The organism is Arthrobacter sp. B1I2, from assembly GCF_030816485.1.
In the GTDB taxonomy this organism is placed as follows: domain Bacteria; phylum Actinomycetota; class Actinomycetes; order Actinomycetales; family Micrococcaceae; genus Arthrobacter.
In genome coordinates, this window is sequence record NZ_JAUSYC010000001.1 from 1,833,503 (window position 1) to 1,858,715 (window position 25,213).

At 67.3% G+C, this 25,213-nt stretch carries 20 protein-coding genes; 10 read left to right on the plus strand and 10 right to left on the minus strand.

Translation table 11 applies throughout. The features are described 5' to 3' along the window. Window positions 1-218: 218 nt before the first annotated feature. Window positions 219-1,052 (plus strand): pyrroline-5-carboxylate reductase, encoded by an 834-nt coding sequence (proC, locus tag QFZ57_RS08530; protein ID WP_306899499.1) that lies wholly within the window; start codon window positions 219-221, stop codon window positions 1,050-1,052. Between the two features lie 15 nt (window positions 1,053-1,067). Here the strand turns inward: proC and QFZ57_RS08535 are convergent, their stop codons facing one another. Continuing rightward, window positions 1,068-1,754 carry a potassium channel family protein gene (locus QFZ57_RS08535; protein WP_026265713.1) on the minus strand — a complete coding sequence of 229 codons (687 nt, stop codon included), beginning with the start codon at window positions 1,752-1,754 and terminating at the stop codon, window positions 1,068-1,070. Next, window positions 1,747-3,180 carry a TrkH family potassium uptake protein gene (locus QFZ57_RS08540; RefSeq protein WP_306630004.1) on the minus strand — a complete coding sequence of 478 codons (1,434 nt, stop codon included), beginning with the start codon at window positions 3,178-3,180 and terminating at the stop codon, window positions 1,747-1,749. The genes QFZ57_RS08535 and QFZ57_RS08540 overlap by 8 nt, the downstream gene beginning before the upstream one ends. 104 nt (window positions 3,181-3,284) lie before the next feature. On the opposite strand from QFZ57_RS08540, the gene QFZ57_RS08545 reads away from it, so the two are divergent. Together QFZ57_RS08545 and QFZ57_RS08550 are read left to right on the plus strand one after the other, a co-directional pair. Next, window positions 3,285-4,496, plus strand: coding sequence for an acetoin utilization protein AcuC (locus QFZ57_RS08545; protein ID WP_306899504.1), 1,212 nt, complete (start codon window positions 3,285-3,287; stop codon window positions 4,494-4,496). A 70-nt stretch (window positions 4,497-4,566) separates the two neighbouring features. Beyond that, window positions 4,567-5,214 (plus strand): ArsR/SmtB family transcription factor, encoded by a 648-nt coding sequence (locus tag QFZ57_RS08550; RefSeq protein ID WP_306899505.1) that lies wholly within the window; start codon window positions 4,567-4,569, stop codon window positions 5,212-5,214. A gap of 10 nt (window positions 5,215-5,224) precedes the next feature. Here the strand turns inward: QFZ57_RS08550 and QFZ57_RS08555 are convergent, their stop codons facing one another. Continuing rightward, complete coding sequence (locus QFZ57_RS08555; protein WP_306899507.1) at window positions 5,225-6,574, minus strand: alpha-hydroxy acid oxidase; 1,350 nt, start codon at window positions 6,572-6,574, stop codon at window positions 5,225-5,227. A 66-nt stretch (window positions 6,575-6,640) separates the two neighbouring features. On the opposite strand from QFZ57_RS08555, the gene QFZ57_RS08560 reads away from it, so the two are divergent. After that, entirely contained in the window at window positions 6,641-7,354 is a 714-nt protein-coding gene (locus QFZ57_RS08560; protein WP_306899509.1) for a FadR/GntR family transcriptional regulator, read from the plus strand. Between the two features lie 4 nt (window positions 7,355-7,358). Here the strand turns inward: QFZ57_RS08560 and QFZ57_RS08565 are convergent, their stop codons facing one another. Beyond that, a complete protein-coding gene (locus QFZ57_RS08565) occupies window positions 7,359-9,857 on the minus strand; it encodes a beta-glucosidase family protein (RefSeq protein WP_306899512.1) in 2,499 nt (832 codons plus the stop codon). Then, window positions 9,858-11,165 carry an MFS transporter gene (locus QFZ57_RS08570; protein WP_306899514.1) on the minus strand — a complete coding sequence of 436 codons (1,308 nt, stop codon included), beginning with the start codon at window positions 11,163-11,165 and terminating at the stop codon, window positions 9,858-9,860. Window positions 11,166-11,273: 108 nt separating this feature from the next. Here QFZ57_RS08570 and QFZ57_RS08575 point away from each other — a divergent pair, with 108 nt between their 5' ends. Further along, the gene (locus QFZ57_RS08575; protein WP_306630011.1) at window positions 11,274-11,867 is read left to right on the plus strand and encodes a TetR/AcrR family transcriptional regulator; all 594 of its coding nucleotides are present in this window, start codon (window positions 11,274-11,276) and stop codon (window positions 11,865-11,867) included. A gap of 109 nt (window positions 11,868-11,976) precedes the next feature. Here the strand turns inward: QFZ57_RS08575 and QFZ57_RS08580 are convergent, their stop codons facing one another. After that, window positions 11,977-12,963, minus strand: coding sequence for a LacI family DNA-binding transcriptional regulator (locus QFZ57_RS08580; RefSeq protein WP_373461219.1), 987 nt, complete (start codon window positions 12,961-12,963; stop codon window positions 11,977-11,979). 407 nt (window positions 12,964-13,370) lie between these two features. Between QFZ57_RS08580 and QFZ57_RS08585 the strand changes: the two genes are divergently transcribed. Genes QFZ57_RS08585 through QFZ57_RS08605 form a run of 5 tightly spaced genes read left to right on the plus strand, consistent with a single transcriptional unit; the run spans window position 13,371 to window position 19,252 of the window. Beyond that, entirely contained in the window at window positions 13,371-14,789 is a 1,419-nt protein-coding gene (locus QFZ57_RS08585) for a Gfo/Idh/MocA family protein (protein ID WP_306630013.1), read from the plus strand. 10 nt (window positions 14,790-14,799) lie between these two features. Next, on the plus strand, window positions 14,800-15,762 hold the full coding sequence (locus QFZ57_RS08590; protein WP_306899517.1) for an NAD-dependent epimerase/dehydratase family protein: 963 nt from the start codon (window positions 14,800-14,802) through the stop codon (window positions 15,760-15,762). Next, a complete protein-coding gene (locus tag QFZ57_RS08595) occupies window positions 15,759-16,664 on the plus strand; it encodes a 5-dehydro-4-deoxyglucarate dehydratase (RefSeq protein ID WP_306630015.1) in 906 nt (301 codons plus the stop codon). Before QFZ57_RS08590 ends, QFZ57_RS08595 begins: the two co-directional genes overlap by 4 nt. Continuing rightward, entirely contained in the window at window positions 16,664-17,767 is a 1,104-nt protein-coding gene (locus QFZ57_RS08600; protein WP_306630016.1) for a mandelate racemase/muconate lactonizing enzyme family protein, read from the plus strand. The genes QFZ57_RS08595 and QFZ57_RS08600 overlap by 1 nt, the downstream gene beginning before the upstream one ends. A 33-nt stretch (window positions 17,768-17,800) precedes the next feature. After that, on the plus strand, window positions 17,801-19,252 hold the full coding sequence (locus QFZ57_RS08605) for an aldehyde dehydrogenase (NADP(+)) (RefSeq protein ID WP_306899520.1): 1,452 nt from the start codon (window positions 17,801-17,803) through the stop codon (window positions 19,250-19,252). A gap of 72 nt (window positions 19,253-19,324) precedes the next feature. Here the strand turns inward: QFZ57_RS08605 and QFZ57_RS08610 are convergent, their stop codons facing one another. From QFZ57_RS08610 to QFZ57_RS08625, 4 genes are read right to left on the minus strand one after another with little or no spacing between them, the layout of a single operon-like run. Then, window positions 19,325-20,440 carry a M24 family metallopeptidase gene (locus tag QFZ57_RS08610; protein WP_306630018.1) on the minus strand — a complete coding sequence of 372 codons (1,116 nt, stop codon included), beginning with the start codon at window positions 20,438-20,440 and terminating at the stop codon, window positions 19,325-19,327. Continuing rightward, on the minus strand, window positions 20,437-22,482 hold the full coding sequence (locus tag QFZ57_RS08615; protein WP_306899522.1) for a DUF6807 family protein: 2,046 nt from the start codon (window positions 22,480-22,482) through the stop codon (window positions 20,437-20,439). Before QFZ57_RS08615 ends, QFZ57_RS08610 begins: the two co-directional genes overlap by 4 nt. 32 nt (window positions 22,483-22,514) lie before the next feature. Further along, complete coding sequence (locus QFZ57_RS08620) at window positions 22,515-23,636, minus strand: dienelactone hydrolase family protein (RefSeq protein WP_306899523.1); 1,122 nt, start codon at window positions 23,634-23,636, stop codon at window positions 22,515-22,517. A 54-nt stretch (window positions 23,637-23,690) separates the two neighbouring features. Further along, the gene (locus QFZ57_RS08625) at window positions 23,691-24,986 is read right to left on the minus strand and encodes an ABC transporter substrate-binding protein (RefSeq protein WP_306899525.1); all 1,296 of its coding nucleotides are present in this window, start codon (window positions 24,984-24,986) and stop codon (window positions 23,691-23,693) included. Window positions 24,987-25,213 lie beyond the last annotated feature (227 nt).

A 25,213-nucleotide genomic window follows, 5' to 3' on the forward strand; every position in this document is an offset into this window, starting at 1 on the left:
CCACTTCAGCCTTAAATGCGGAAGCACCGGGGCCGGCAACAGGAAAATGGGGGAAAACCTGTTGCCGCGCCGCCGGTGCCCTGGCAGGCATCCCCATGCCTGCCGCATCACTCGCACCCTCAATGAGGTAATAACTACGCTAGGACCCCAAGTTGTGTGCTGCCTGCGCTGAACATGGGAGTTGCCTGTGAATGCCTCCGAACTGCAATGATGGAGGCATGAGCAACCGAATCGCATTCCTTGGCTGTGGATCCATGAACGAAGCCATTCTGGGCGGCCTGCTGGAGGCAGGCACGGATCCCGCGGACGTGGTGGCCACGGTCCGCCGGGCGGGGCGTGCCTCGGAACTGGCCGAGCGGTACCACGGGATCACTGCGATTGCCGGCGAGGAAGAGTCCGACAACAACAGGCAGGCCACCAAGGGATCCGCCGTCGTCATCCTTGGCGTCAAGCCTGTGGGCATCAGGGATCTGGCCCGGGAAATCAGCCCGGCCCTTTCGCCCGGCACCGTGGTGGTCAGCGTGGCCGCTGCCGTGTCCATCGCCCAACTGGAAGCCGCCCTGCCCGCCGGGCAGCCGGTGATCCGGACCATGCCCAACACGCCCGCAAAACTGGGCCGCGGCGTCGTGTCCGTCTCGCCCGGGACCCACTGCACCCCTGAACAGCTCCAGAAGGTCAAGGACATCCTGCAGGGGGCCGGAACGGTTGTTGAGGTCCCCGAGGAGCAGGTGGACGCGCTCTCCGCCATCAGCGGATCCGGCCCCGCCTACGCCTTCTACCTCGCGGAGGCCATGGCATCGGCAGGGGAGGAGCTGGGCCTGGACCGGGAGTTGTCCCTGCTGCTGGCGCGCGAAACGGTGGCCGGTGCCGGGCTGATGCTCGCCGAACCCGGGGCAGACCCCAGTGCACTGCGCAAAGCCGTGACCAGCCCCAATGGCACCACCGAACGGGCCATCGCCACCTTCGACGAACAGGGCATTCCTGCGATCATCGCAGCCGGCGCCCGTGCGGCAGCCGCCCGTGCGGCAGAGATCACCAGGCAGCTCGGCTGAACCTCCGGGGGAGGGTCAGGGCCGGGCGGCGAACCGTTCCAGCAGGTCCACGTGGCCGGAGACGATCAGCATGTCCCGCGAGGACACCTTGGTCTCGGGCCGGGCATAAGTGAAGTCCTCGCCGGGAGACTTGACGCCCACAATGGTTACGCCGTACTTGGAACGGACCTTTGACTCGTCCAGGGTGAAGCCCACCGTTTCGCGCGGCGGGTACATCTTCACGATCGCAAAGTCGTCGTCGAACTCGATGAAGTCCAGCATGCGCCCGGAGACCAGATGCGCGGCGCGGACGCCGGCGTCGGCCTCCGGGTAGATCACGTGGTTGGCGCCGATCCGTGTGAGGATCTTGCCGTGCGACGGGGTGATGGCTTTAACCCACAGGTGCTCGATGCCGAGGTCCACCAGGTTGACCGTGATCAGTACCGAGGACTCAATGGAGGTACCCACGCCCACGACGGCGGAACTGAACTCCTGTGCACCGAGCTGGCGGAGTGCATCGATGTTGGTGGCGTCCGCTTCCACCACGTGGGTCAGGAGGGGCGCCCATTTCTGCACCAGGTTCCGGTCCCGCTCAATGGCGAGGACTTCCCGGCCCTGCTTGACCAGCTGCTCCGCGGTGGAGGATCCGAAGCGGCCCAGCCCGATGACCAGGACGGGGGCGTTGTGCGCGGGGCGCCGTGGGGCGTCTGTGGAACTAGCCAATGATCGGCCTCTCTTCGGGATAGTGGTACAACTGGCTGCGCTGGCGCAGGGCCAAGGCAGCTGCAAGGGTAACGGTACCCACGCGGCCCGCGAACATCAGCGCCGTGAGGACGTAGACGCCGGCCGGCGGCACCTCGGCGCTCAGGTTGGTGCTGAGCCCCACCGTGGCGAACGCGGAAATGGTCTCGAACAGTACCCGGTCAAGTGGCTGGCCGCTGATGGCCAGCAGCAGGAAAGCCGACACGGACACCAAGGTGGCGCCGGCGACGATCACTGAGATGGCCACCCGCATGCTGCCCTGCGGGATCGTCCTGCCGTAGACCTTCACGTCCGCGTCGCCACGGGCTTCGGCGATGATGGCCAGGAACATCACGGCGATGGTGGTCACTTTGATGCCGCCCGCAGTGGACGCGGAGCCGCCGCCTGCGAACATCAGGGCGTCGGTCAGCAGCATGGTGGTTGAGTCCATCTGGTTCTGGTCCACCAGGTTGAATCCGCCCGAACGGGTCATCACGGACGCGAAGAGCGCGTGCGTGATCTTGTCACCCACATTCATGGAGCCAATGGTCCGGACGTTGTCCCACTCCATCAGCGCCCAGAGGAAGGCCCCGGCTGCCAGCAGGATCAGGGAGACCTGGATGGTGAGCTTGGTGTGCAGGTTCCACTTCTTCCAGTTCAGGCCGTTCTGCTGCAGGACCATGACCACGGGGAAGCCCAGGCTGCCCAGGAAGACTCCCACCATCAGGGGGATGAGGATCCAGAGGTCCGTCTCGTAGGGCACGATGCCATCGGAGTGCGGCGTGAAGCCCGCGTTGTTGAACGACGAGATGGCGTAGAACATACCGTGCCAGACAGACTGCCAGAACGGCTCGCCCAGGGTGAGGAACCGCGGGATGAGCGCGAGCGCCAGGATTCCCTCGATCACCACGGACGTGGTGATGACGATCCGCAGCAGGGTGCCCACCTCGCCCAGGCGGCCGGCGTTGTTCATGGACTCTGCCGCGATGATCTTGCCGCGGACACCCAGCCGCTTGCTCACCATCAGTGCCAGCAAGGAAGCCAGCGTCAACGTTCCCAAGCCGCCGATGAAGATGCCCACCAGGATCACCAGCTGGCCGAAGAAGGACCAGTGGACCGCCGTCGACACCACTGTGAGTCCCGTAACGCACACGGCCGAGACGGCCGTAAACAGGGCCTGGTGGATGGGGGTGGGCGTTCCGTCGGCCGACGAGACCGGCAAGGACAGCAGAAACGTGAACACCGTGCATACGGCGGCGAAGGCCGTGAGGGCGAGCCTGGCGGGGGTGGTGTTGGCGATATCGTCAATGAAGTCGCGCAGCCGGGTCAGGATCCAGAGGCCCTCCCGCTCCTGCGCCGGGGGGTGCCAGGTGGCCGGGGTGCGGGGCCTCGACTGGCTCTGCGTCATGTGTGGCTTTTCCTCGGTTGAAACGGCTTCCCCCAGTAGTAAACCACTAAAGCCCGCGTCGTGGCCGGGCGGGCGGCAGCGCGGGCTCGGGTAGCCTGTGATTGATGACATACCTGCCCGGCCTCAGCCAGCCCGCGCCGCCAACGATGGTGGCGTGGAGTCCTGACATGACAGCCTACAACTTTGGCCCGGGCCACCCCATGGCGCCGGAGCGGATGGACCTTACAGCCCGCCTGGCCCGCAGCCTGGGGCTCTTCGACCTGGACCATGTTGACGTGGCGGCACCCGAGGTGGCCTCCGACGCCGACCTGCAGTCCGTTCACTCCGCGGACTATGTGGCGGCAGTCCGCCGGGTCAGTGCGGACCCGTCGCAGCCCGACGAAGCCTGGGGGCTGGGAACGGAGGATGATCCGGCGTTTGCCGGGATGCATGAGGCAGCGGCGCGGCTGGCCGGCGGGTCCCTGCTGGCGGCCCGGCGCGTGCTGGACGGCTCTGCCCTGCACGCGGTCAACTTCGGCGGGGGCATGCACCACGCCTCCCGGGACCGCGCCAGCGGATTCTGCATCTACAACGACGCCGCCATTGCGGTGCAGAAGCTGCTCGACGGCGGTGTGGGCAAGGTGGCCTACATCGACGTCGACGCCCACCACGGGGACGGCACCCAGAACATCTTCTGGGACGATCCCCGGGTCCTCACGCTCTCGCTGCACGAGACCGGGCTGACCCTCTTTCCCGGGACCGGGTTCGCCAACGAGCTGGGCGGGCCTGCAGCCGAGGGAACGGCCGTGAACGTTGCCCTGCCCGCCGGTACGGGGGATGCCGGGTGGCTGCGCGCCTTCTATGCTGTGGTGCCGCAACTGGTGGGCGCCTTCCAGCCGGAGGTGATCGTGAGCCAGCACGGCTGCGATTCACACCGCAGCGATCCCCTGACGCACCTCAACCTCAGCGTGGACGGGCAGCGGGAGGCAGCGAACGCCGTCGGGCATCTCGCCGAGCGCTACTGTGACGGCCGCTGGATCGCCACCGGCGGCGGGGGCTACAACGTGCTGGACGTGGTGCCGCGGTCCTGGAGCCATCTGATTGCCATAGCCGCGGGGCGGCCGGTGCCGCTGCGGACCCCCGTGCCCGGGGACTGGCGCCAGTACGTGGCAGAGAAGTACGGCACTGAAGCGCCGGCCCTCATGGGGGACGACGTGGAGCTGTGGTGGCGGTCCTGGGAAGTGGGCTTCGACCCCAATGACGCCGTGGACCGCACCGTCATGGCCACCCGCAAGGCAGTGTTCCCGCTGCACGGGCTGGACCCCTGGTTCGATTAGGTTCGAGCAGGAAGTCCCGGCCGCCGAAATAGTTGATGCCTTTCGGCGTATATGTCGCTAGGGTGGGAGCATGGTGACAGACGACGTATTTGCCGTCATAGCGGAATCCACCCGGCGGGACATCCTGGTGGCCCTCCGGGCAGGAGACAAAGCCGTGGGGGAGCTGGTGGAGGAACTGGCGGCGAGCCAGCCCACCATTTCCAAGCACCTGAAAGTCCTCCGTGAAGCACAGCTCGTCAGTATGCGTGCGCAGGGGCAGAAACGGTACTACGCCTTGAACCGCGGGCCGTTGGAGGGCATCGCCAGCTGGTTGGAGACGTTCGACGTCGGCCCTGGCGCCAAAGCTGCCGTGTCACCCGGCAGCGCGGCCAACACAGCGCCGGCCCAGGCAGTCCCAGCCCAGGCAGTCCCAACACAGCCGGGTCCGGCCCACCTGAAGGAAGGCGTCGCCGCTGCGGCCGCCTCGCTGCCCCCGGCTGCCGGCACCGCGGAAGCGGTGGCGCCGCATCCAGCCAGGGAGGAAACCCCGGCGGCCGTCCTGGTGCGGGAAGGCGCCGAGCTGAGCCCCGCCGTCGTGATTCCCGGCGGCACGGCCGCCCCGCTGAGCGACGACAGCGTTCCGCAGCAAATCGGCCGTACTGTTGGCCGCGCCGCCACCAAAGCAGCGGACCTGCTGGCCAACCTCCCCACACTGCCCAAGTTTGGCCGCAAGAAGTAGGTTTGCCTCCCTATCTGGTCAACAGCCGCACATGGTCGGGGGTGAGCTCTGAAACCCTGCTGACGCCCAGCAGTGCCATGGTGCGCGCCATGTCCTTCTCAAGGATCTGCAGTGTGCGGTCCACGCCGGCGCGTCCTCCGGCCATCAGGCCGTACAGGTAGGCGCGGCCGATCAGCGTGAAGTCGGCGCCCAGGGCCAGTGCCGCTACGATGTCCGCCCCGCTCATGATCCCGGTGTCCAGCATGATGGCCGCCGTGGTGTTGTCCGCGGTGAAGGCCTGCCTGACTTCGGGGAGCAGGTGGAACGGAATGGGGGCCCGGTCCAGCTGGCGTCCGCCATGGTTGGACAGGATCACGCCGTCGGCGCCATGGTCAACCACGCGGCGGGCGTCCTCAACGGTCTGGATGCCCTTGACCACCAGCTTGCCCTTCCAGGTTTCGCGCAGCCAGTCCAGGTCCTCGAACGTGAGGGTGGGATCGAACATCGAGTTGATCAGGTCCGCCACGGTGCCGGTGTACCGGGACAGCGAGGCGAAGGTGAGCGGCTCGTGGGTGAGGAAGTTGAACCACCAGGCGGGCCGGTAGGAGGCGTCCAACACGGTCTTGACGGTCAGTGCGGGCGGGATGGTCATGCCGTTGCGGACGTCCCGGAGGCGGGCACCGGCGACGGCGGTGTCAACGGTGACCATGAGGGTGTCGTTGCCGGCCTTGGCGGCACGGTCGATAAGTTCCAGCGAGCGGTCGCGGTCCGTCCAGAGGTACAGCTGGAACCAGTTGCGGCCGTTCGGGGCTGCAGCCGCCACATCCTCGATCGAAGCGGTGCCCATGGTGGAAAGGGTGTAGGGGATTCCGGCAGCTTCCGCGGCCTGTGAACCGGCGTATTCGCCCTCGGACTGCATCATCCGGGTGAAACCGGTGGGGGCGATGCCCACCGGAAGGCGGGAAGGCTTGCCCAGGATCTCGGTGCTGAGGTCGATGGCGGAGACATTCCGCAGGATGCCGGGCCGGAACTCGATGTCCAGGAAGGCCTGGCGGGCCCGATTGAGGGTGATTTCCCCTTCGGCAGCACCGTCCGTGTAGTCGAAAGGCGCCTTGGGCGTACGCCGCTTGGCGATGTCGCGGAGCTCCCAGATGGTGCTGGCCCGCTTCAGCCGGGCCTCCCTGCTGAACTCCGGCTTCTTGAACTGCATGAGCGGCGCGAGGTCCGAGTACTTGGGAATGCGGCGCTTGAGTGCCGGAGGCACAGAATCAGGCAGGGCGGACGACGACGGAGCCCCGGCGGGTGCCGGTGCTGCGGGGATGTCCGTGGTGTCCGGCGCCGGGGTGGCCTCCGGGTTGTTGGGCTGGATGGTGTGGGTCATGGCTCCTCCTATGGTCCAACCACACTCTAGTCGTGTGGTCCAACCACATCAACTACTATTGGCCCTATGCGCACCCATCAGCTGGTCCTGTCCTGGATCGAGGACCAACTTTCGGCCGGCCGGCTGGCCGTGGGAGGCAGGCTGCCGGCGGAGCGCAACCTGGCCGAACAGCTCAAGGTCTCCCGGACATCGGTTCGCGAGGCCATCCGGATCCTTGAGGCAATGGGAGTGGTGCGGGCCGGCGTCGGGTCCGGGCCGGAAGCGGGCACGGTGGTGATCTCGGACCCTACGGCTGCACTTGGATCTGCCCTTCGTTTGCACGTGGCCACCCAGCACCTGCCTGTGGCGGACATTGTGGAAACGCGCGTCCTGCTGGAGTCGTGGGCAGCTTTGAAGGCCCGGCAGGACGCGCCCGAACTGGGGGAGGCGGCGGCCCTTCTGGACGCCATGGATGCCCCGGAAGGCCTGGCGGTGGCCGACTTCCTGGCCCTCGACGTCCGCTTCCACCTGGCCCTTGCCAACGCCGCCGGCAATGCGGTGGTCAGCGCCATGATGGGGTCGCTTCGCGAAGCCATCCAGGGGTACGCCGCCGATCTGACGGCAACCCTGCCGGACTGGGACGCCACGGCCTCGCGATTACGCAGCGAGCACCACGCCATCCTTGACGCGGTCAGGAATGGCGACGGCGGCCGGGCGGCCGGTCTGGTGGCCGCCCACATCGAGGGCTACTACAAAGAGGCCGGTCTGGGCCGGGAAGCATCCGGCCCAGACCGGCCATAGGCGGTTAGCGGACCTCGATTTCCAGTACCTGGAAGTCGTCTGCGGCATGCCGGCCCACCAGGATGCGGAACGTGCCGCGCTCCAACTGCCAGCCGCCGTCGTAGTGTGCAAAGGAGCGGGCCGGGATCCGGACCTCCACGCTGGACGTTCCGTTGGGCGCCAGGTGCGTGCCGGCGTAGCCTGCCAGCCAGCGAACCGGACGGTCAACGGATGATCCCGGGTGGTCCAGGTACACCTGCACCACTTCCCGGCCGGCGCGGCCGCCAATGTTGCGGACCGGGACATGGACCACCACGTCCTTGCCCGCCGGGACGGACTGGGGTGCATGGGGCGTGCCCAGCTCGAATGTGGTGTAGCCCAGCCCGAAGCCGAACGGAAGCGCCGGGGCGGCGCCACCGGCGGCCTGCTGCTTGAGCCAGGCGCGGTAGCCCACGTGGATGCCTTCGGAGTACACCACCTTGCCGTCCACAGGCGTGGTGTTCAGCACTGGCACGTCCTCGAGTGCGGCGGGCCACGTGGTGGGCAGGCGTCCGCCCGGTTCCTCGGCGCCGAGCAGGATGTCCGCGATGGCGCGGCCAAACTCCTGGCCGCCAAACCAGCCCAGCAGGACGGCTCCCACCTTGTCCAGCCACGGCATCAGGACCGGCGAGCCGGAGTTCACCACCACGACTGTGCGCGGGTTCGCGGCTGCCACAGCCTCCACCAACTGGTTCTGCAGGCCGGGGAGGTCCAGGTTCTTGCGGTCGAAGCCTTCGGACTCGATGGCGGCGCTGGTTCCCACCACCACAATGGCAACATCGGCTGCCCGGGCGGCTTTCACGGCGGCGTCGATTTCGGCCTGGGGGTCCGCCACCACGGTTTCCTCGCCCAGGAGAATGGCCGTGAACGGGATGGCCTGCTCCTTGGGCAGCTCAAAGACTGCCTCGATCCGGACACTTTCTCCCGCCGCAGTCGCCACAGCATGGACCGTCTTGGGCGGGTCGAAAAGGGCGGCGCCGAGCACGTCGGTGTCATCCTCGATCTCGCCGTAGAACACCTCCTCGCCGCGCAGCGACAGCCGGATCCGGCCAACGGTACCCACGCCCAGGTGGTGGACACCTGCGGTTTCCGCCGTCCAGTCCGCCTCCATGCGGATGGCAGCCGTCCCTTCGGGAATGCCAACGCCGAACCAGATCAGGTGTGAGGCCAGGCGGTCCTCCCCGGAGATTTCGCTGCCGTCTTCAGCGAGGAAGGTCACCCGCAGGCCGGCAATGTTGGACACCGGATTATGCAGCGAGGTGCGCGGAAAGGCCTGAAGCCCCTCGGCTACCTTGGCTCCGCGGGCGTAGCTTACGGTGACGCCTTCCGGCAGCGCCTCACGCAGCCCCTCCAAAGGCGAAATGTTCCGCTTTGGCATAACAGTGGCGCTGCCGCCGCCCTGCGTGCGGGCTTCCTCAGCGTTGTGCCCGCTGACGGCGACGCTCGCCAGGGCATCCGGGTTTAGGGGCAGGAGGCCGTCCGTGTTCCGCACCAGGACGGCGCCGCGGACTGCCACCTCGCGTGCGACGGCGGTCGCGTTAATTGGTGCCGGAAGCTCGGTCACGGCGGGGGAGATCCCCTCCAGCGAACCAACACGGGCAGCGAGCCGGAGGATGCGGACGACTTTTTCGAGAATGGCGTCCCTGCTGACGCGGCCGTCATTGACGGCGGCCAGCAGTTTGGGGCCCCAGTGGCCCACCGGGCCGGGCATCTCCAGGTCCTGGTTTGCATTGGCGGCCTCGACCGAGCGGACCCCGGTCCAGTCCGAGACAACAACGCCGTCGAACCCCCATTCCGTTGACAGGGGTGTCTTGAGGAGATCGTTCTCGCTTGCGGTGGTGCCATTGATGGAGTTGTAGGAGCTCATGACCAGCCACGCGCGGGCCTCGGTGATGGCGTCCTCGAAGGCGGCCAGATAAAGCTCGCGCAGCGGGCGCTCATCCACCACGGAGTTTGAGGTAAAACGTTCGGTTTCGGATTCGTTGGCCAGGTAGTGCTTGGGCGTGGCGCCCACGCCCATCGACTGCACGCCGGCCACGTAGCCGGCCGCCATGGTTGCTGTCAGCCGCGGGTCCTCGCTCATGCACTCGAAGTGCCGGCCACCCAGTGGGGAGCGGTGCAGGTTGATGGTGGGGCCGAGGACCGCGTGGACGCCCTTGCGGCGCGCCTCCTGGCCCAGGACCTGGCCATAGCGGCGGGCGGTTTCCACGCTCCACGTGGCGGACAGGGCGGACGACGACGGCAGGGAGACGGAATCGTGCCGCTCATCAAAGTCTTCGCCCCTCACGCCGGACGGGCCATCGGACATCACCACGCGGGACAGGCCGATGGACGGCAGAGCGTGGGTGGCCCAGACGTCGGCCCCCGTCAGCAGTTGGATTTGCTCTTCGATGGAGAGGCTTGCGGCCAGGTCGCGGATGCGGGCCTCGGCGTCCGGCGAACCGGCAGCCGGTGCCGTAACGGCCGGTGAGAGTGCGGGATTCATCTATTTGACTCCTTTGATGCGGGTGACGAGGACTGCGCCGAGGATGCCGACGACGGCGCCGCCGATGAACAGGGCGGGGTAGCCACCCAGGGTGATGACGGGGAATGCCAGGGCGGGCACAAGGGACTGGGGCAGTGCCTGTGCGATGTTGAAGACGCCGAAGGTCTTGGCGTTCTCGCTTTGGCTGCCGGGCAGGAGGTCGGCAATCAGTGCGACATCAACTGCTCCAAAGCAGCCCAGGCCGAGCCCGGCCAGGGCCTGTCCCACCAGGACCTGGTCAGTGGTGCTGCTGGTGGCGATAATGATCAGGCCGGCCATCATGATGATGGCGGAGGCGATGACCAGGGCCTTGCGCTTGCCGATCCGGTCGCTGATCCAACCCCCGGCGAGGCTGGTGAGCACGGTTCCGGCGGAACTCACCAGTGTTGCCTGGAAGACGAGCCCGGGAACTGCGGTTTCGGCCACGTGGAGATGGTCCGTGAAGAAGTAGGGCAGGTAGAGCAGCCCGGCGCAATAGCCGACGTACACCAGGAACTTGGTGAACCACGCCCAGCCCAGGCCGGGATAGATGCGGGGGTTGAAGTAGAAGGACCCGGCAATCTCCTTCAGGTTGAGTGGGGCCGGCTTTTCAGTCAGGACGCGGTCCTTGAAGGTGAAAGCGAAGGCGAGGGTGACGGCGGTACCGACGGCGCCGGGCACCACTGCCATCTGGAAGGCATTGTCGAACAGTTGGGCAAAGTATGCGGCGCAAACGAGGCCCACCGGCAGGGTCATTCCGATCAGTCCGGAGAGGCGGCCGCGCTCCGAGGGCGCCGTCTGGTCCGGCAGCGTGGCCACCAGGGCGGCCAAGGCTGCGTTGAAGCTGAGCTGGGCGATGACCCAGGCGGCCAGTACGCCCGCCACATCGGTGGCGGTGCCCAGCAGGACCAGGGATGCCAGGCCCACCAGGGAGCCGCCCACGATCCAGGGCTTGCGCATGCCGAAGCGGGATGTTGTCCGGTCGCTCAACCGGCCGAAGAAGGGATTGGCCAGGAGGGCGATCAGGGCGCCGACGCCGGCCACCAGGCTCAGTGCCCCGGCGCGCGTCTCCGGGGTGGTGATTTCTGAAACTTTGATGGCCAGTACCACCAGGGCCGGGGCCAGGACAGCCATCCAGAGGCCGGCACTGGCGATCGGCATGCCGATCACATAGGCCCGGGGTGTCCTGGCGGCTGCTCCTGCGGCGGGAGCGGGTGGAACAGTGCTGGTGGGGGAAGATCCTCGGGCAGGCAGTCCTGCGGAATCCTCGGTGATGGTCTTGACGGCCACGGTGCCTCCTGACAAAAAGTGACCCTCCGTTGGGTCTGCCTACGATGCTAGCGATAAAAACCGAGTGAGACTAGGTTTTGTGTCGAAAGAGTGAAATACACTGACTGGGTGCCTTCATCAAACCCGCGCGGGCAGTACGCCAAAGGAGCGGAACGCCGCAGCCAGATCATCCAGACAGCAACCGACGTTTTTGCCACTGAAGGCTTCGAAGGCACTGCCCTCAAGCGCGTGGCGGAACTGGTGGGGGTGAAGGAAGCCACTCTTTTCCACTATTTCCGGGGCAAGCAGGAATTGCTGACGGCAGTGCTGGCCGAAAGGGACCGGCGCAGCCTGGCAGCCATGCAGGAGGAGGAAGCCGGCCTGCCGTTGATGGTGCGCTCCGCCGAGCGGAACCGCCACGAACCCGGACTTACCACGCTGTATGCAGTGGCATCAGCCACAGCAAATGACCCCGGACACGATTCGCACGGGTACTTCCGGGAACGGTACGCCGAGGTGGTGGACGTACTGGCCGTGGACATCGGCCGGCGCCAGGCGGCGGGGGAAGTGCGCGCGGACGTGCCTGCCCAAGATCTCGCCAGGCTGGTAGTGGCACTCTCCGACGGCCTGCAGCTGCAGTGGCTCTACGACAAGGAAGTGGACGTTGCGGACGGCCTGACGCAGTTCATCGATGTACTGCTGAAGCCGCCCGCGCAGGCCTGATTCCGGGCCGGGCTGGTGCCCTGCGCCGCCCGGGCCGGGAGTTTTTGGGCAGGTATGGGGGTCTGGATGCCCTTAAAGTCGGCATATGTGCCCAAAAACTCCAGGTGGTTCAGCCGTGGACCGTGCTGCGCGGCGCCTTGGCCGGGCCCGTGCTGGCCCGCACTTCCAGCCGTGGCTGGTAGCGGCTGCCGGCGGTTTCGTTCCCTTCCTTCCGGATCAGCGCCCGGAGCTGATGCCAGGCCTGCTCGCCCAGTTCGGTGATGGGGACCGCGCCAGTGGTGAGGGCCGGCGTCGTATACCTGGCAAAGGGGATGTCATCGAATCCGGTCACGGAGATGTCGCCGGGGACGTCCAGCCCGCGCTCGTGAAGGCCGCTCATCAGGCCCATGGCCACAAGGTCGTTGAAGGCAAGGATGCCGGTGGCCCCGCTCGCCAGCACGGCGTCCACTGCCTCATGCCCGGTGTCGAAGTCCGAGCCGCCCTCCAGCATGGTTACTTCCACCTCGGGGTGGGCGGCCTTGAACGTCTCCAGGCCCTTGAGCCGCATGCCGTTGGAGGCGCTGCGGGGCGGTCCTGCAAGGAAGGCCAGTCGGGTGTGGCCCAGTTCCACCAGGTGCCCCGCGATGTCCTGGACGCCCTGGCCGTAGTCCACCACCAGGCTGGGCACGTTCGGGGCGGCGGTGGTGCGGTTGATCAGCACCAGCGGATGCAGGGAGGGTGCGATCTCCTCCAGTTCCGCATCCGACATGCGCGGGGCGCACAGGACCAGCCCGTCGCAGCGCCGGCGCGCCTCGCCCGCGAGGATGGACTCCTCGCTAGACACTTCGAATGAGTCTGCGATAAGCACCCGGTAGCCGTCCTGGGCGGCCGCCCGGCTCAAGCCGCGGAGGATCGCCTGGAAGGTGGGGTTGGCCAGGTCCGGCACCACAATGCCGATGGTGTCCGTCTTTCCCAGCGCCAGGCTGCGGCCCACTGGGTTTGGCTGGTACTTCAGCTCTGCAGCGGCTGCGCGGACCCTTGCCGCGATGTCCGGGTCCACGGTGAAGTTCCCGTTCATGACGCGCGAAACGGTGGCATGGGAAACTCCCGCCTTCACGGCGACGTCCGCGATGCCGATCCGGTCCGCTTGCCGATTTCCTGGCCATGGGGAACCCTTCTTTTGCGCCAAAAGCCGGCACTTCCGGAACCCGTGTTGTCCGGGGCGGGCCGGCCATGATGGCAGGTGCTTTGGAAGACAGCATATACGGGAGCTGGAAAGCGATTTCTATCCTTTTCCCACGCCTTTTCCCGCGCAGCCGGGCCAGGCAGGGCGCTACGTTCAGGAAACCGTTTTCTATCAGGGCGGGAAGTGGTTGACGGATCGCATTGCGGGTTGATAAAACTGCTATAGACAACCGAGAAAACGCTTTCTCAGCAATTTCCTGCCCCCCTGGTGCGCATTGCCGCCGCCGGACCACAGCCGCCGTTCCCACGGCCGGTAATGAGCTTTCGAAAGGGACCCCCATGGTCAACACAGCCGAGACGACGTCAGCCGCCGCTGCTGCAGTCACTTCCCCCCAGGACGGCGGAAAGGCACGCATCGCCCTGATCGGCACCGGCGGGCGTTCCGAGATGTACATCCGCGCCATCTTCGGCAAGCACGCCGACACCGCCGAGCTGGTGGCTTTCTCCGACGTGAACCCCGGACGCGTGGAGTTCTACCAGAAGCTCATCCAGGAACTGGGCGCGCCGGGACCAGTGGCATCCTTCGATCCCGCAGACCTCACCGCCTTCATCCAGGCCAACAACATCGACCGCATCGTCGTCACCACGCCGGACTACACCCATGCCGACTACATTGTGGAGGGCCTGCGCGCCGGTGCCGACGTCGTCGTCGAAAAGCCCCTGACCATCGACGCCGAAGGCTGCCGCCGCATCACCCAGGCGGTGCACGAGACCGGCCGGAATGTGGTGGTCACTTTCAACTACCGCTACTCGCCGCGAAACAGTGCCCTCAAGGAGATCATCCAAAGCGGCGTCATTGGCAAGGTCACCTCCGTCGACTTCAGCTGGGTGCTGGACACCGTCCACGGCGCGGACTACTTCCGCCGCTGGCACCGCGAGAAGAAGAACTCCGGCGGCCTGCTGATCCACAAGGCGTCCCACCACTTCGACCTGGTCAACTGGTGGATCGACGATGTCCCGGAGCGCGTCTTCGCCTCGGGTGGACTGAAGTTCTACGGCGACAAAAATGCTGCCGAGCGCGGCCTTGGCCCACGGCCGGAGCGGGGAACACCCGACGCCGATGCCCCGGCAACCGCAGAGAAGGACCCGTTCGCGCTTGACCTGAGGGAGGACGAGCGGCTCAAGGCCCTCTTCCTGGACAACGAGCACTACGACGGCTACCGCCGCGACCAGGACGTGTTCACCGCCGGCATCACCATCGAGGACAACCTGGCGCTGGTGGTGGAGTACCAGGGCGGCCCGCGCCTGAGCTACAGCCTGAACGCCCACAGCCCCTGGGAAGGCTACCGGGTGGCGGTCAACGGCACCGAGGGACGGGCGGAGCTGGAAGTGGTGGAACGCGCCGCCGTCCTGCACAGCACCGACCAGAAGACTGTGGTGGACCCGAGCGCCACGCCCATTGAGGAAGAAGACGCCGTTCGCCGCAACGGTGAGCGCCTGGTGGTCCAGCGCCACTGGGAGGCCGCCTACGAGGTGCCCATCGTCAACGGCGAAGGCGGCCACGGCGGCGGTGACGAGCTGCTCCTCTCGGACCTCTTCAACGGACCGGGCGAGGACCCGCTGGGCCGTCCCTCCGGCTACCTGGACGGGCTGCGGTCGGTGTCCGTGGGCATCGCCGGCAACCGCTCCCTTGAGACGTCCCTGCCCGTCCGGGTCGAGGAACTGGACCTCGGCGTCGACCTTCGCCGCGGCAAGTAGAGGAAAGAACATGAGCAGGATATTCGTTACCGGCGGATCCGGCCGCCTGGGCCGCAGCGTGGTGGCAGGGCTGGCGCAGGCAGGCCATGAGGTGGTTTCGGTGGACCGAGACGCCGTGCCCGCTGATCAGCTGCCGGACGGCGTCGTGCAGGAAACCGCGGACCTCCTGGCACCGGGCGAGGCCCTGCGCCTCCTTAAGGCAGCAAAGCCCGACGCCGTCATCCACCTTGCGGCGATCGCGGTGCCGTTCAGCGCGCCGGAGGATGTCATTTTCGGCACCAACACCCGGCTCGCCTTCGCGGTGATCAGCGCGGCGACGGAGCTGGGGGTCCGTAAGATCGTCACCGCCAGCAGTCCGACGGTCCTGGGTTACGGCTGCCCGGCGGGATGGCTGCCGCCGTCGTTCCCGCTCGATGAGCGCACGCCGCCGAAGCCCTGGAACGCGTATGCGCTGTCCAAGCTCATCGCCGAACAGACCGTGCAGATGTTCGCCGCGGCACAGGGGGAGAAGATCCGGTACGCGGCTTTCCGCCCGTGCTTTGTCATCTCGCCTGAGGAGTGGGAAGGTGCCCCCACGCAGCAGGGGCACACCCTCGCCGAGCGCCTGGCCGATCCCGCCCTCTCCGCGCCGGCATTGTTCAACTACGTGGACGCCCGGGATGTGGCGGACTTCCTGGACCTGCTGCTGCGGAAGATGGAAGACATTCCGAACGGGGAAACCTTCTTCGTTGGGGCGGCCGACGCACTGGCCGCGGCGCCCCTGGCGGAGCTGATGCCAAAGTTCCTGCCGGGAAGCCAAGCGCTCAGCGCCGGCCTGACCGGAACCAGCCCCGCGTTCTCCATTGCCAAAGCCCAGGAACTGCTGGGGTGGCAGCCCAAGCGCACCTGGCGCACCGAGCTCAAGTCCCAACCAACCCTCAACGACGAGGCCTCCACGCTGGTTACCGCCGGCGGAGGCAAGGAGACATCATGAAATTCGACGGCGTACTCTTCTTCCCCGTCACCCCGTTCACGGCCGAAGGCTCCGTTGACGTGGAGCTGCTCAAGGAACACATCAGCTCCCGGCTGCCGTTTGGACCGGGTGGCGTCTTCCCTGCCTGTGGCACCGGCGAATTCCATGCCCTCAGCATCGAGGAGGTCCGCACCGTGGTGGCGGCCGCCGTCGAGGTTGTAGCGGGGAAGGTTCCCGTGGTGGCAGGCGCAGGCGGCCCCCTGGGGCATGCCTTTGCCGCCGCCCGCGCCGCTGAGGAAGCCGGCGCCGACGCCCTCCTGGTGCTGCCGCCGTATCTGGTCACCGGCCCCACGGACGGGCTGGTGGCCTACATCGAGGCCGTGGCCAATGCCAGCAGCCTGCCGGTCATCGTGTACCACCGCGGTAACGCGAAGTTCACTGCCGCCTCCATGGCCAAGCTCGCGGCCAACCCGAAGGTCATTGGCTTCAAGGACGGCCTGGGCGATGTGGGCCTGGCCCAGGAAATCGTCACCGCCGTCAAGGCCACGGGACGGCAGGACTTCGCCTTCTTCAACGGCCTGCTCACCGCGGAACTGACGCAGGGCGCCTATCGCGGCCTGGGCATCCCGCTCTACTCGTCGGCGGCTTTCGCCATGGCCCCGGAGATCGCCAAAGCCTACTACGACGCCTACACCGCCGGAGACGAGGAACGACGCAACGCGCTGCTCGAGGGCTTCTACGCACCCCTGGTCCGCCTGCGCGACCAGACCCCTGGCTTCGGCGTTTCCCTGGTCAAGGCCGGCCTGCGGCTGGGCGGCCTGCCGGTCGGTTCCGTGCGTCCGCCGCTGGTGGACCCCTCGGAGGAACAGCTCGTGGAGCTCAAGGCCATCCTCGCCAGGGGCTACGAGCTGGCTGGGCGCTGATGAGCGCACCGGCGGCCGAAACCGTCCGCACTGTTCCTTGCATCACCGGCCTGTCAACGCGGCTCCTCACCGTTCCGCTGCGGCGCAGCTGGGGCGTGGAGGCGCCGGAGAACCACGTGATTGCCACGGAGATCCACACGGACGACGGCGGCACGGGCTTCGGTTTCTCCTGGACACCCACCATCGGCCCCCAGGCAGTCAAGGCGCTGCTGGATTACGACATCGCACCTTTCGTCACCGGGCTGCCCGCCACCCCCGAGGCGGTGTGGGATGTGCTCTGGAAGCGGCTGCACGAGGCCGGCAGTGGAGGGCTCACCACCATCGCCATGGCGGGCGTGGACCTGGCCCTGTGGGACCTGCAGGCCCGCCGCGCCGGAACCTCTGTCACCGGCCTGCTGGGCCAACGGCAGGAATCGGCCGAGGTGTACGGCTCCGGGGTGAACCTGCACTACAGCCTGGACGAACTGGTGGCGCAGGTTGAGCGCTGGGTTGCCGCCGGCCACCAGGCGGTGAAGATCAAGGTGGGCAAACCCGACATCCGCGAGGACTACGAACGCGTTGGCGCCGTCCGCTCCGTCCTGGGCCCGGACCGCAGGCTCATGATCGACGCCAACCAGAGGTGGGACCTGCCCACCACCTTCCGGGCCCTCGACGTCCTGTCCGAGTTCGGGCTGGAGTGGCTGGAGGAACCCATCCGGGCGGACGATCTCTGGGCCTACCGCCGGCTCCGGAAGCATTCACCCGTGCCAATCGCCCTTGGCGAAAACCTGCACACCATCTACCGGTTCCGCGATTTCATTGAGGCGGAGGCGGTGGACATCATCCAACCCAACATCATCCGGGTGGGCGGCATTACTCCGTTCCGGCGGATCGTTGAGCTGGCACGGACCAACAGCATCAAGGTCATGCCCCACCTGCTGCCGGAACTGTCCGGGCAGCTGGCCCTGACCCTGGCGGAGCCCACCATGGTGGAGGACGTCGAAGAGGCGTCCTTCGAACAGCTGGGTATCCTGGCCGGGCCGTCGCCGGTGCGGTTCAGCAACAGCAGGGTGGCGCTGACGGACCAGCCCGGACTGGGCTTCCGTTTCCGGGACAGGCTGTAAACATCAATCCCATACGACGAACAGGTACCTGACGTGACAACTGCAACGCTTTCCCTGACAGAGCTCACCGCTGCGGCCACAGCAGCAGCCAAAATCTCTGCGGCCGCCTCCGACGCCGAGCGCGCCGGCTGGTTGAACGCGGTAGCGGACGCCCTGGACGCCAATGCCGCCGAACTGGTGGACATCGCGGATGCCGAGACCAGCCTGGGTGCCCCGCGCCTGACCGGTGAAGTGGCCCGCACCACCGGCCAGCTGCGCCTGTTCGCCCGCGTGATCACCGAGGGCTCCTACATTGAGGCCATCATTGACCATGCGGATCCGGCGGCCACCCCGCCCAGGCCGGACCTTCGCAGGATCCTCAAACCCATTGGTCCCGTTGCCGTCTTTTCCGCGTCCAACTTCCCGTTTGCCTTCTCCGTGGCCGGCGGCGACACCGCCTCAGCCCTCGCCGTGGGCTGCCCGGTGATTGTCAAGGCGCACTCGGGCCACCTGCGGCTTTCCGAGCGGACGGCGGAGATTGTGGCGGAGGGACTCCGGGGCGCGGGTGCACCGGACGGGTTGTTTGCCCTGGTGAGCGGACGCGAGGTGGGAACGGCCCTGGTCCAGGACCCTGCCATCAAGGCCGTTGGCTTCACCGGGTCCATCCCCGGCGGCCGGGCCCTGTTCGACCTTGCCACCTCCCGTCCCGATCCCATTCCGTTCTATGGGGAACTGGGGAGCCTGAACCCTGTGGTCATCACCGCGGCGGCACTGCAGGCCCGCTCCGCGGAACTCGCAGCGGGACTGGCCGGCTCCTACACCCTTGGTGCGGGCCAGTTCTGCACCAAGCCCGGACTGGTGTTCATCCCCGCGGGCACGCAGTTTGCCAAGGAAGTGGCTGAAGCCAGCAAGGACAAGCCGGCCCTGGGCATGCTGACCACCCGGATCGCGGAAGCCTACCCTGACGGGTTGCGCACCTTCGCATCAGTCGAGGGCGTGGACATCGTCAGCGGCAGCGTGGACCAGGATGCGGTGGCAAACGGCGCCGCTCCGGTGGTTTTCTCCACCAGCGCGGCCAAGGTTTTGGAACGCCCGGAGCAGCTGCTGGAAGAATGCTTCGGCCCCACCACCATCCTCATCGAATACACGGACCAGGACCAACTGGCAGCTGTGCTGGCCAAGGTCCCGGGCAGCCTGACTGCCACCCTGCATGCCCAGCCCGATGAGGACATCGCGGACCTGGCGGAGCAGCTGTCCGGGCTCGCCGGACGCGTCCTGTTCGAAGGCTGGCCCACGGGCGTGGCCGTCAACTGGGCCCAGCAGCACGGCGGCCCGTACCCGGCCACCACCTCGCTCTTCACCTCGGTCGGCGCGACGGCGGTCCGCAGGTTCCAGCGTCCGGTGGCCTACCAGGACGCCCCCGAGGCAGTGCTGCACCCGGCATTGCGCGAGGACAACCCGCTGGGCATCCCGCGCCGCGTGGACGGGGAACTGCAGCTTCCGTAACCAGCCACAGACGCAGAAGACCCCGGGACCGATGAACTGGTCCCGGGGTCTTCTGCGTCCTGGACGCGCTCCCTACAACTGCAGCGTCACCGGCCGGTCCAGCCCGTTCACGGTAGCCACAGGCCAGCGCGGGTCCACGGTGAGGATGCGAAGTCCGGACTCCGTGAGCTGCACCGTGTCCTCGATCTTGACGCCGGGGCCGGAGGGGTTCCACGTGAAGGCCTGGTCCAGGACTACAGTGTCTGTGGCCTCGGACGTCACCCTTGGATCCCGGCCCGCATAACCGGCCGGACCACCCTGGTGGTGCTGTTCCCACTGGTCCGCCCCGAAACCGTGCCGGCCGTAAGCGGCCTGGATCTCGGCAAAGATCCTGTCCAGCCGGGTGCCGGGAACGGTGGCATCGAAGATATCCGCTTCCACTGCCGCAATGCGGGCCTCGGCGTCGCGCTCTTCCGGTGTGCCGGCGTCGAACCTTACCCAGCGGGTGATGTTGGCAACCAGTCCGTCGCGGCGTGCACACGCCACAGCCATGGCCCGCCTGCCGAGGGGGGCGTGGGTTGCCAGCGGGTGCCGGAAGGTGCTGCGGGAGCTGCCGTTGCACAGGAGCACCAGCGGTTCCGCGCCGGCGGCCACCACGCGGGCGGCCAGCGCCGCAACCAGCTCGAACTCGGTGGTGTGGGGGCGGGCAGCGGACAGGACGTCGGTCATGAGGCCGGCCAGCTCCGCGCTGAGCAGGGAATAGCGGGCACTTTCCGCCGGGAGGAGCTGCTGGCGGGCGGCGCGCAGCTGCACGGCGACGTCCGCTTCCGCCAGCGGCGGCCGGGAGCTGTTCCCGACGGCGGCGGCGGCCTGGTGCAGGTTGCCGTACCAGGGCACCGTGTGCAGGTTGACCCCGGCGGGCAGCTCTTCGGCTGCGATCCTGCCGGCTTCATTGTTGAACGTCACCAGGTGGTCGCCGTCGCGGTCCACCAGCAGGGCGGCGATGGGGTCGCCGGCCAGGCTGATGTGGACGCGGCTGCCGTCCAGGTACCAGGTCAGGGCGGTGTTCGTGGTCAGGAGCAGGGAGTCCTGCCCGGCAGCGTCGAGGATGTCCAGGACGCGCTGGCGCTTGATGGTCCGGTCCGTCCTTGACCCTGGAGCCAGGCGCGCGTCCCGCGGGGGGACGGCTGTAGTTGTTGTTTGGCTCATGAGGGGTCCCCCTGCTGGTTGATCAGTGCTTCGATGTCGGGGGTGGCCAGGATTCCGTCGGCCACCAAAACGGTGATGCTGCGTCGCACCGGTCTGCCGGATTCGGCGATCACGGGGGTATCCCACGCCAGCGACTGGCCCACGCCGGGGTAGCCGTCCACCCGGACAAACCATGGGTCCGAGGATTCCTCCGGGGCGACGAACACCAGGGTGGCGGGGCCGCCGTCGAACAGTCCTGACCAGGCGAGCCAGCGCGCGATGCTGCCGTGGGTCTCCGCCTCGCCGGCGCCGGCCGGCGTCCACACGGCCGCGTCCACGCATCCGGGCAACCGCCAGAAGAAACCGCCATACCCGCCCTCGAACCGTCCGTTGGATCCGGGGCTGCCCAGGCTGACCGGCCTGTCACCGGCAGGGGACAGCGCGAAGTCCAGGGACAGGCGCCAGATGGAGGGCGCGACGCCGGACCAGGCCCAGGAGCGCTCCTCCAGAAGGATGGGGGCACCGTCGGGGCCGTTCCAGCTCAGGGTTTCCTGGAGCCGGCCAACATGTCCGCCGCCGGCGTCCGTCCGCTCCGAGGTGGTGCCGGTGCTGGTGATGCTGCCGTGGTCGGGGCGCCAGATGTACTGCCCTGCCTCCCGGGTGTAGGTGCGGCCGCCCCAGAAGTTGACCCCGTCCACATCCTGCAGTGCCACGCCCACGCCCAGGTGCCATACGTGGTCCAGCGGCTGGTGGTCCGTCACCACGGTTCCGGCCAGCGTCCGGACCGGGTGCAGGTAGGGGCGCGGGGAGGAGACTGGCCGGATGCGGCTGCCGTCCTGGTAGTCCGCCACCGGGTGGCCGTCCAGGGTCAGCGTGCGTTTGGGTGGCAGGGCCCGGGCCCAGGGGACGCCGAGTTCGGCGAACGTGGCCTGCGCCTTGATCGCTCGCGCGATCAGGTCGCTGATGCCCCCGACCACGGGATGCGCGTCGTCGCCGTCGCCTTCCCAGGAGACGTATTCTGCGCCGATCGGGGCTGGCGCGGGAGACGTGCGGATGGCTTCCAGGACGGCAGTGAACGCGCCGGTGTCCTGCAGCGCGCAGAGCAGGGGAGCCCCCGTGGCCCGGGCAGCCAGCAGGTTCTCCAGCAGGTCCGTGCGGCCGTATGATTCCCGGCGCTCGCCGTCGGCGGTGGTGATGACAACCTGGTCCTGGGTGTAGGAGAGGGTTATGTCGCCCAGGGTTCCATGTACCGTGACGGTGGGGTCCAGCTGTTCGGGGGCGCAGAGTGTGAGGGCGCACAGCAGCGTGGTTCCCTGAGTGGTGCGGACCCGGAGTACAGAGGTGTCGTCGCTTTCAGTCTGGTTGGCCCGGTACAGGTCCGTTTCCACGGAGGCTACGTCGGCGAGGGTCCGTGCGCCGGCAAGGTACAGGCCCGTAGCGACGGCGTGGGCCAGCGCATTCGTTGCCACGCCATCCACCACGTCGACGCCGTCCAGGCTGCGCTTCCCGGCCCAGCGTGAGCGCTTGAAGTATGCCTTGGTCCGGAGCCACTGGCCGGTGGCGCTGATGCCCAGGACGGTGCCGATCTCCCCAGCGGCCACCGCGGCCCTTATGGCGGGCAGGGCCTGGGATCCCAGGCTCTGGAAGCCCACCTGGACCAGCTGCCCCTTGTCCCGTGCCACGCCGATGACCTGTTCGAACTGCGCCATGGAAGCCACTGGAGGCTTTTCCACGAAGACGTCCATCCCGGCGGACAAGGCTTTGATGGCCAGCGGGGCATGCGTTTGGATGGGCGTGGCAAGAATGACGACGTCGATGCCCGGCTGTGCGGCCAGCAGCCCGTCCAGGTCGGGGAACACGGCGACCGAACCGGCGAGGCTGTCCGGCTGCGGCGGGTTGGGATCGGCGACGGCCACCAGTTCCAGGGCGCCGCTCCGTTCAAGCCGCGCCAGGTTGGCAAGATGCCGCTCGCCGAAGCCGTGCACGCCTACCAGTGCCACTCGCGGGATGGCCGTGGGTGCGGGGTGCTGGTGCGTGGTGTCCGCTGAATGCTGTGTGGTCACGTGGGTCCCTTGGAAGCTGTTGGGAAAGGGAGTCAGGAGGCCAGCGTTTGGGCCAGGAAATCAAGGGCTTCGTCCTGCATGGCCGCGGTGAAGACGTGGCCGCCGGGGGAGAAGCTGCCGGTATACCGGTCCGTGCCGCCGTGCAGGGATTCCAGTAACCGGTGCGCCTGGCGCATCCCGTCCTCGGGAAAGAGTTCGTCGGCCAGGGCGTACTGCACCAGGAAGCGCGCGGCTGCTGCGCGGGCGGTGAGCTCGGGCCAGTCACCCAGCTTCCACAGCCCGGGGGTCTGCAGGAGCCAGGAGTGCGCGTCCAGGTAGGCGGGAAAGAGGGATCCGAAGGTGGTCATCATGCACGTCACCACCGCGGCCCGGATACGGGGGCTGAGGACTGCGAGGGCAAGGGAGCGGCTGCCGCCTCCGGAGAAACCGATGCAGCCCAGCCTGTCCTCGTCGACGTCCGGCAGGGCCGCCAGGATTTCGAGCGCGGAGAGATCGTCGTGCGCCACCATGCCGGCCAGGCTGGTGCCCAGCAGGCCGGCCGCTTTGGCAACCGTGTCCTCGTGGCAGCCGGCAGCGGCGTTGTATTCGTCTGCGACGGAAGGCACGACGCCGTCCTCCCGCCACTGCGCCTGCCTCGCCGCTGCCGCTGCGGCGGTCCGCCACGGGGGATCGGAAAGGTCGAATTTGCGGCTGCCCCAGGCGAACGCGTCGTGGGCCAGGACCGCGAAGCCGCGGCGGGCGGTGTCCGTCGCTAGGGCGCGACCGTCGTAATGGCCGGCGCGGGCGGCTGCCGCGGACGGGTGGCTGTCCGGTAGCTCCACCAGGCGGTCGGCCCCGCCGAACTTGTTTCCGCCATGGCAGTGCAGGGCCAGGACCCCCGGCAGGGGCCCGGAACGTCCGGCCGGCCTGATCAGCCAGCCCGTGGTCCGCGGTCCGAAGCCCAACTGCCAGCTGAGCTGGGAGGTGGTGACGCCGTCGTCCGTTGCCTCCCAGTGCACCGTCGCCGCAGGTGGTGCACCTGCGCCGGGGACACCCAAGGCGTCCGAAAACTCCTGCGCCGGCCGGGTGGAGGCCTGGTGACGTGGATGTTGCCGCACGTAGGCAGGCCAGTCGTCGTAGCCGGCGATGGCGCTGGGCCGCGCTGTTTGGATCATCTTGCCTGCCTCCTTTCGGTGGTGGTTCTGGCTTGTCAGGTGCTGGCGCTGCGGTCAGGCGAGGTTTTGGTTGACCTCGGAGATCATGCCTTTGGCTGCGTCCCGCGGGGAGATCTTGCCGAAGAGTACATCTGTGTTGTAACGGTTCAGAACCTCCATGGTTGCCGATGATCCTGCTGGGAACGGCTTGGGGGCCTGGACCTTCAGGGCGGCAATGCGGTCCAGGTATGCTGCCTCCTTCTGCTGGGTTTCCTTCAGCAGGGGAGTGATTCCGGCCTTCAGCTCGGTGTTGGCAGGCATGCCCCGGTCACTCTTGATCTTGGAAGCTGCGTCCATGTTGTTGACCAGGTAGTTGATGAACAGGGCCGCTTCCTTGGGCTGGGACGACTTGGAGGAGATGGCGTATTCCATGGAGGAGCGCAGCCAGGAGCCGGCCTGCTTGCTTTCGCCAGGCAGCTTGGCCATGACCAGGGGCGCGCCGGAGTAGGACGTCATCTGGTTGCTCCAGGAGATTTTCATGCCCTGCTTTCCCTGTCCCATCAGGGTCATTTCCGGTTGCGCGGAACCGTCTTCAACGGTCTGCGATGCGGAGGGCGCGCCACCGGTATCCATCAGCTTCTTGTTGAGCTCGAACCAGCGGCTCAGGGTTTCCTCGCTGATGCCCATCTTCTTTCCGTCGTCCGCGTAGAGGGCTTCCCCGTTCTGGCGGGCCCACACTGCAAGGAAGGAGTCGTTGGCCATGGGCGTGGTGCCGAAGGTTCCGGCCGGCGACTTTTGGGTGATCCCGGCCGCGATCCTGGCGTAATCGTCCCAGGTCCACGTCTCGTCATCCGGCATGGGGACGCCTGCGGCCTCGAAAACCTTGGGGTCAAGGACCATGGACATGGAATTAACTCCTGCCGTGACGGTGTACTGCTTGCCGTCGATCTTGCCCAGGTCAACGGTTCCTTCGGCGAACTTGGAGGTGTCGATCTGGTCCTTGACTTTGTCCAGGTCCAGCAGGACGCCGCGGCTGGCGTACTCGCTGGGGTAGGCGCCGCTCATGGCGATGACGTCCGGCGTGGTTCCGCCGGCGATCTGGGTGGCCATCTTGTCCCAGTAGGAGCTGAATTCGGTGTTTTCGCCCTGGACCCTGATGGTGGGGTTTGCGGCTTCGAAGGCTTTGATGACCTCCATGGTGGTTTTCGCCCTGGAGTCATTGCCCCACCACGCGAACCGGATGGTTACAGGGTCTTCCGCCGTCCCCACTTTTCCCGCCTGCGGGCTGCTGCCGCAGCCGGAGAGCATCATGGCAAGGGCGGCGGCAGCGCCGGTGACGCCCATGACGGATTTCTTGAGACCAAACTTCATTGGTTGTGCCCCTCGGCTTGTCATCTAGGGTGGAGTGAGGCGGGTAACAGAAAACGTTTTCTCAAAAACTAACAAAGGGCTATACAGGAGTCAAGAAACCGTTTACTTTGGTACGGAGCCGCATTTCGACGGCGCTCCCGGCGACGGACGATCGCAGCCCCGCAAGGTGGCAGCAGGCCGTACCGGGAAGCGCCCCTTCCCATCGCTTCGCGATGACCGCAACGTGG

What these genes read in the sequence shown, in the direction of transcription:
- proC (WP_306899499.1), top strand. Translation starts at nt 219, where the DNA reads ATGAGCAACCGAATCGCATTCCTTGGCTGTGGATCCATGAACGAAGCC.
- QFZ57_RS08540 (WP_306630004.1), bottom strand. Translation starts at nt 3,180, where the DNA reads ATGACGCAGAGCCAGTCGAGGCCCCGCACCCCGGCCACCTGGCACCCC.
- QFZ57_RS08545 (WP_306899504.1), top strand. Translation starts at nt 3,285, where the DNA reads ATGACATACCTGCCCGGCCTCAGCCAGCCCGCGCCGCCAACGATGGTG.
- QFZ57_RS08550 (WP_306899505.1), top strand. Translation starts at nt 4,567, where the DNA reads ATGGTGACAGACGACGTATTTGCCGTCATAGCGGAATCCACCCGGCGG.
- QFZ57_RS08555 (WP_306899507.1), bottom strand. Translation starts at nt 6,574, where the DNA reads ATGACCCACACCATCCAGCCCAACAACCCGGAGGCCACCCCGGCGCCG.
- QFZ57_RS08560 (WP_306899509.1), top strand. Translation starts at nt 6,641, where the DNA reads ATGCGCACCCATCAGCTGGTCCTGTCCTGGATCGAGGACCAACTTTCG.
- QFZ57_RS08565 (WP_306899512.1), bottom strand. Translation starts at nt 9,857, where the DNA reads ATGAATCCCGCACTCTCACCGGCCGTTACGGCACCGGCTGCCGGTTCG.
- QFZ57_RS08585 (WP_306630013.1), top strand. Translation starts at nt 13,371, where the DNA reads ATGGTCAACACAGCCGAGACGACGTCAGCCGCCGCTGCTGCAGTCACT.
- QFZ57_RS08590 (WP_306899517.1), top strand. Translation starts at nt 14,800, where the DNA reads ATGAGCAGGATATTCGTTACCGGCGGATCCGGCCGCCTGGGCCGCAGC.
- QFZ57_RS08595 (WP_306630015.1), top strand. Translation starts at nt 15,759, where the DNA reads ATGAAATTCGACGGCGTACTCTTCTTCCCCGTCACCCCGTTCACGGCC.
- QFZ57_RS08600 (WP_306630016.1), top strand. Translation starts at nt 16,664, where the DNA reads ATGAGCGCACCGGCGGCCGAAACCGTCCGCACTGTTCCTTGCATCACC.
- QFZ57_RS08610 (WP_306630018.1), bottom strand. Translation starts at nt 20,440, where the DNA reads ATGAGCCAAACAACAACTACAGCCGTCCCCCCGCGGGACGCGCGCCTG.
- QFZ57_RS08620 (WP_306899523.1), bottom strand. Translation starts at nt 23,636, where the DNA reads ATGATCCAAACAGCGCGGCCCAGCGCCATCGCCGGCTACGACGACTGG.
- QFZ57_RS08625 (WP_306899525.1), bottom strand. Translation starts at nt 24,986, where the DNA reads ATGAAGTTTGGTCTCAAGAAATCCGTCATGGGCGTCACCGGCGCTGCC.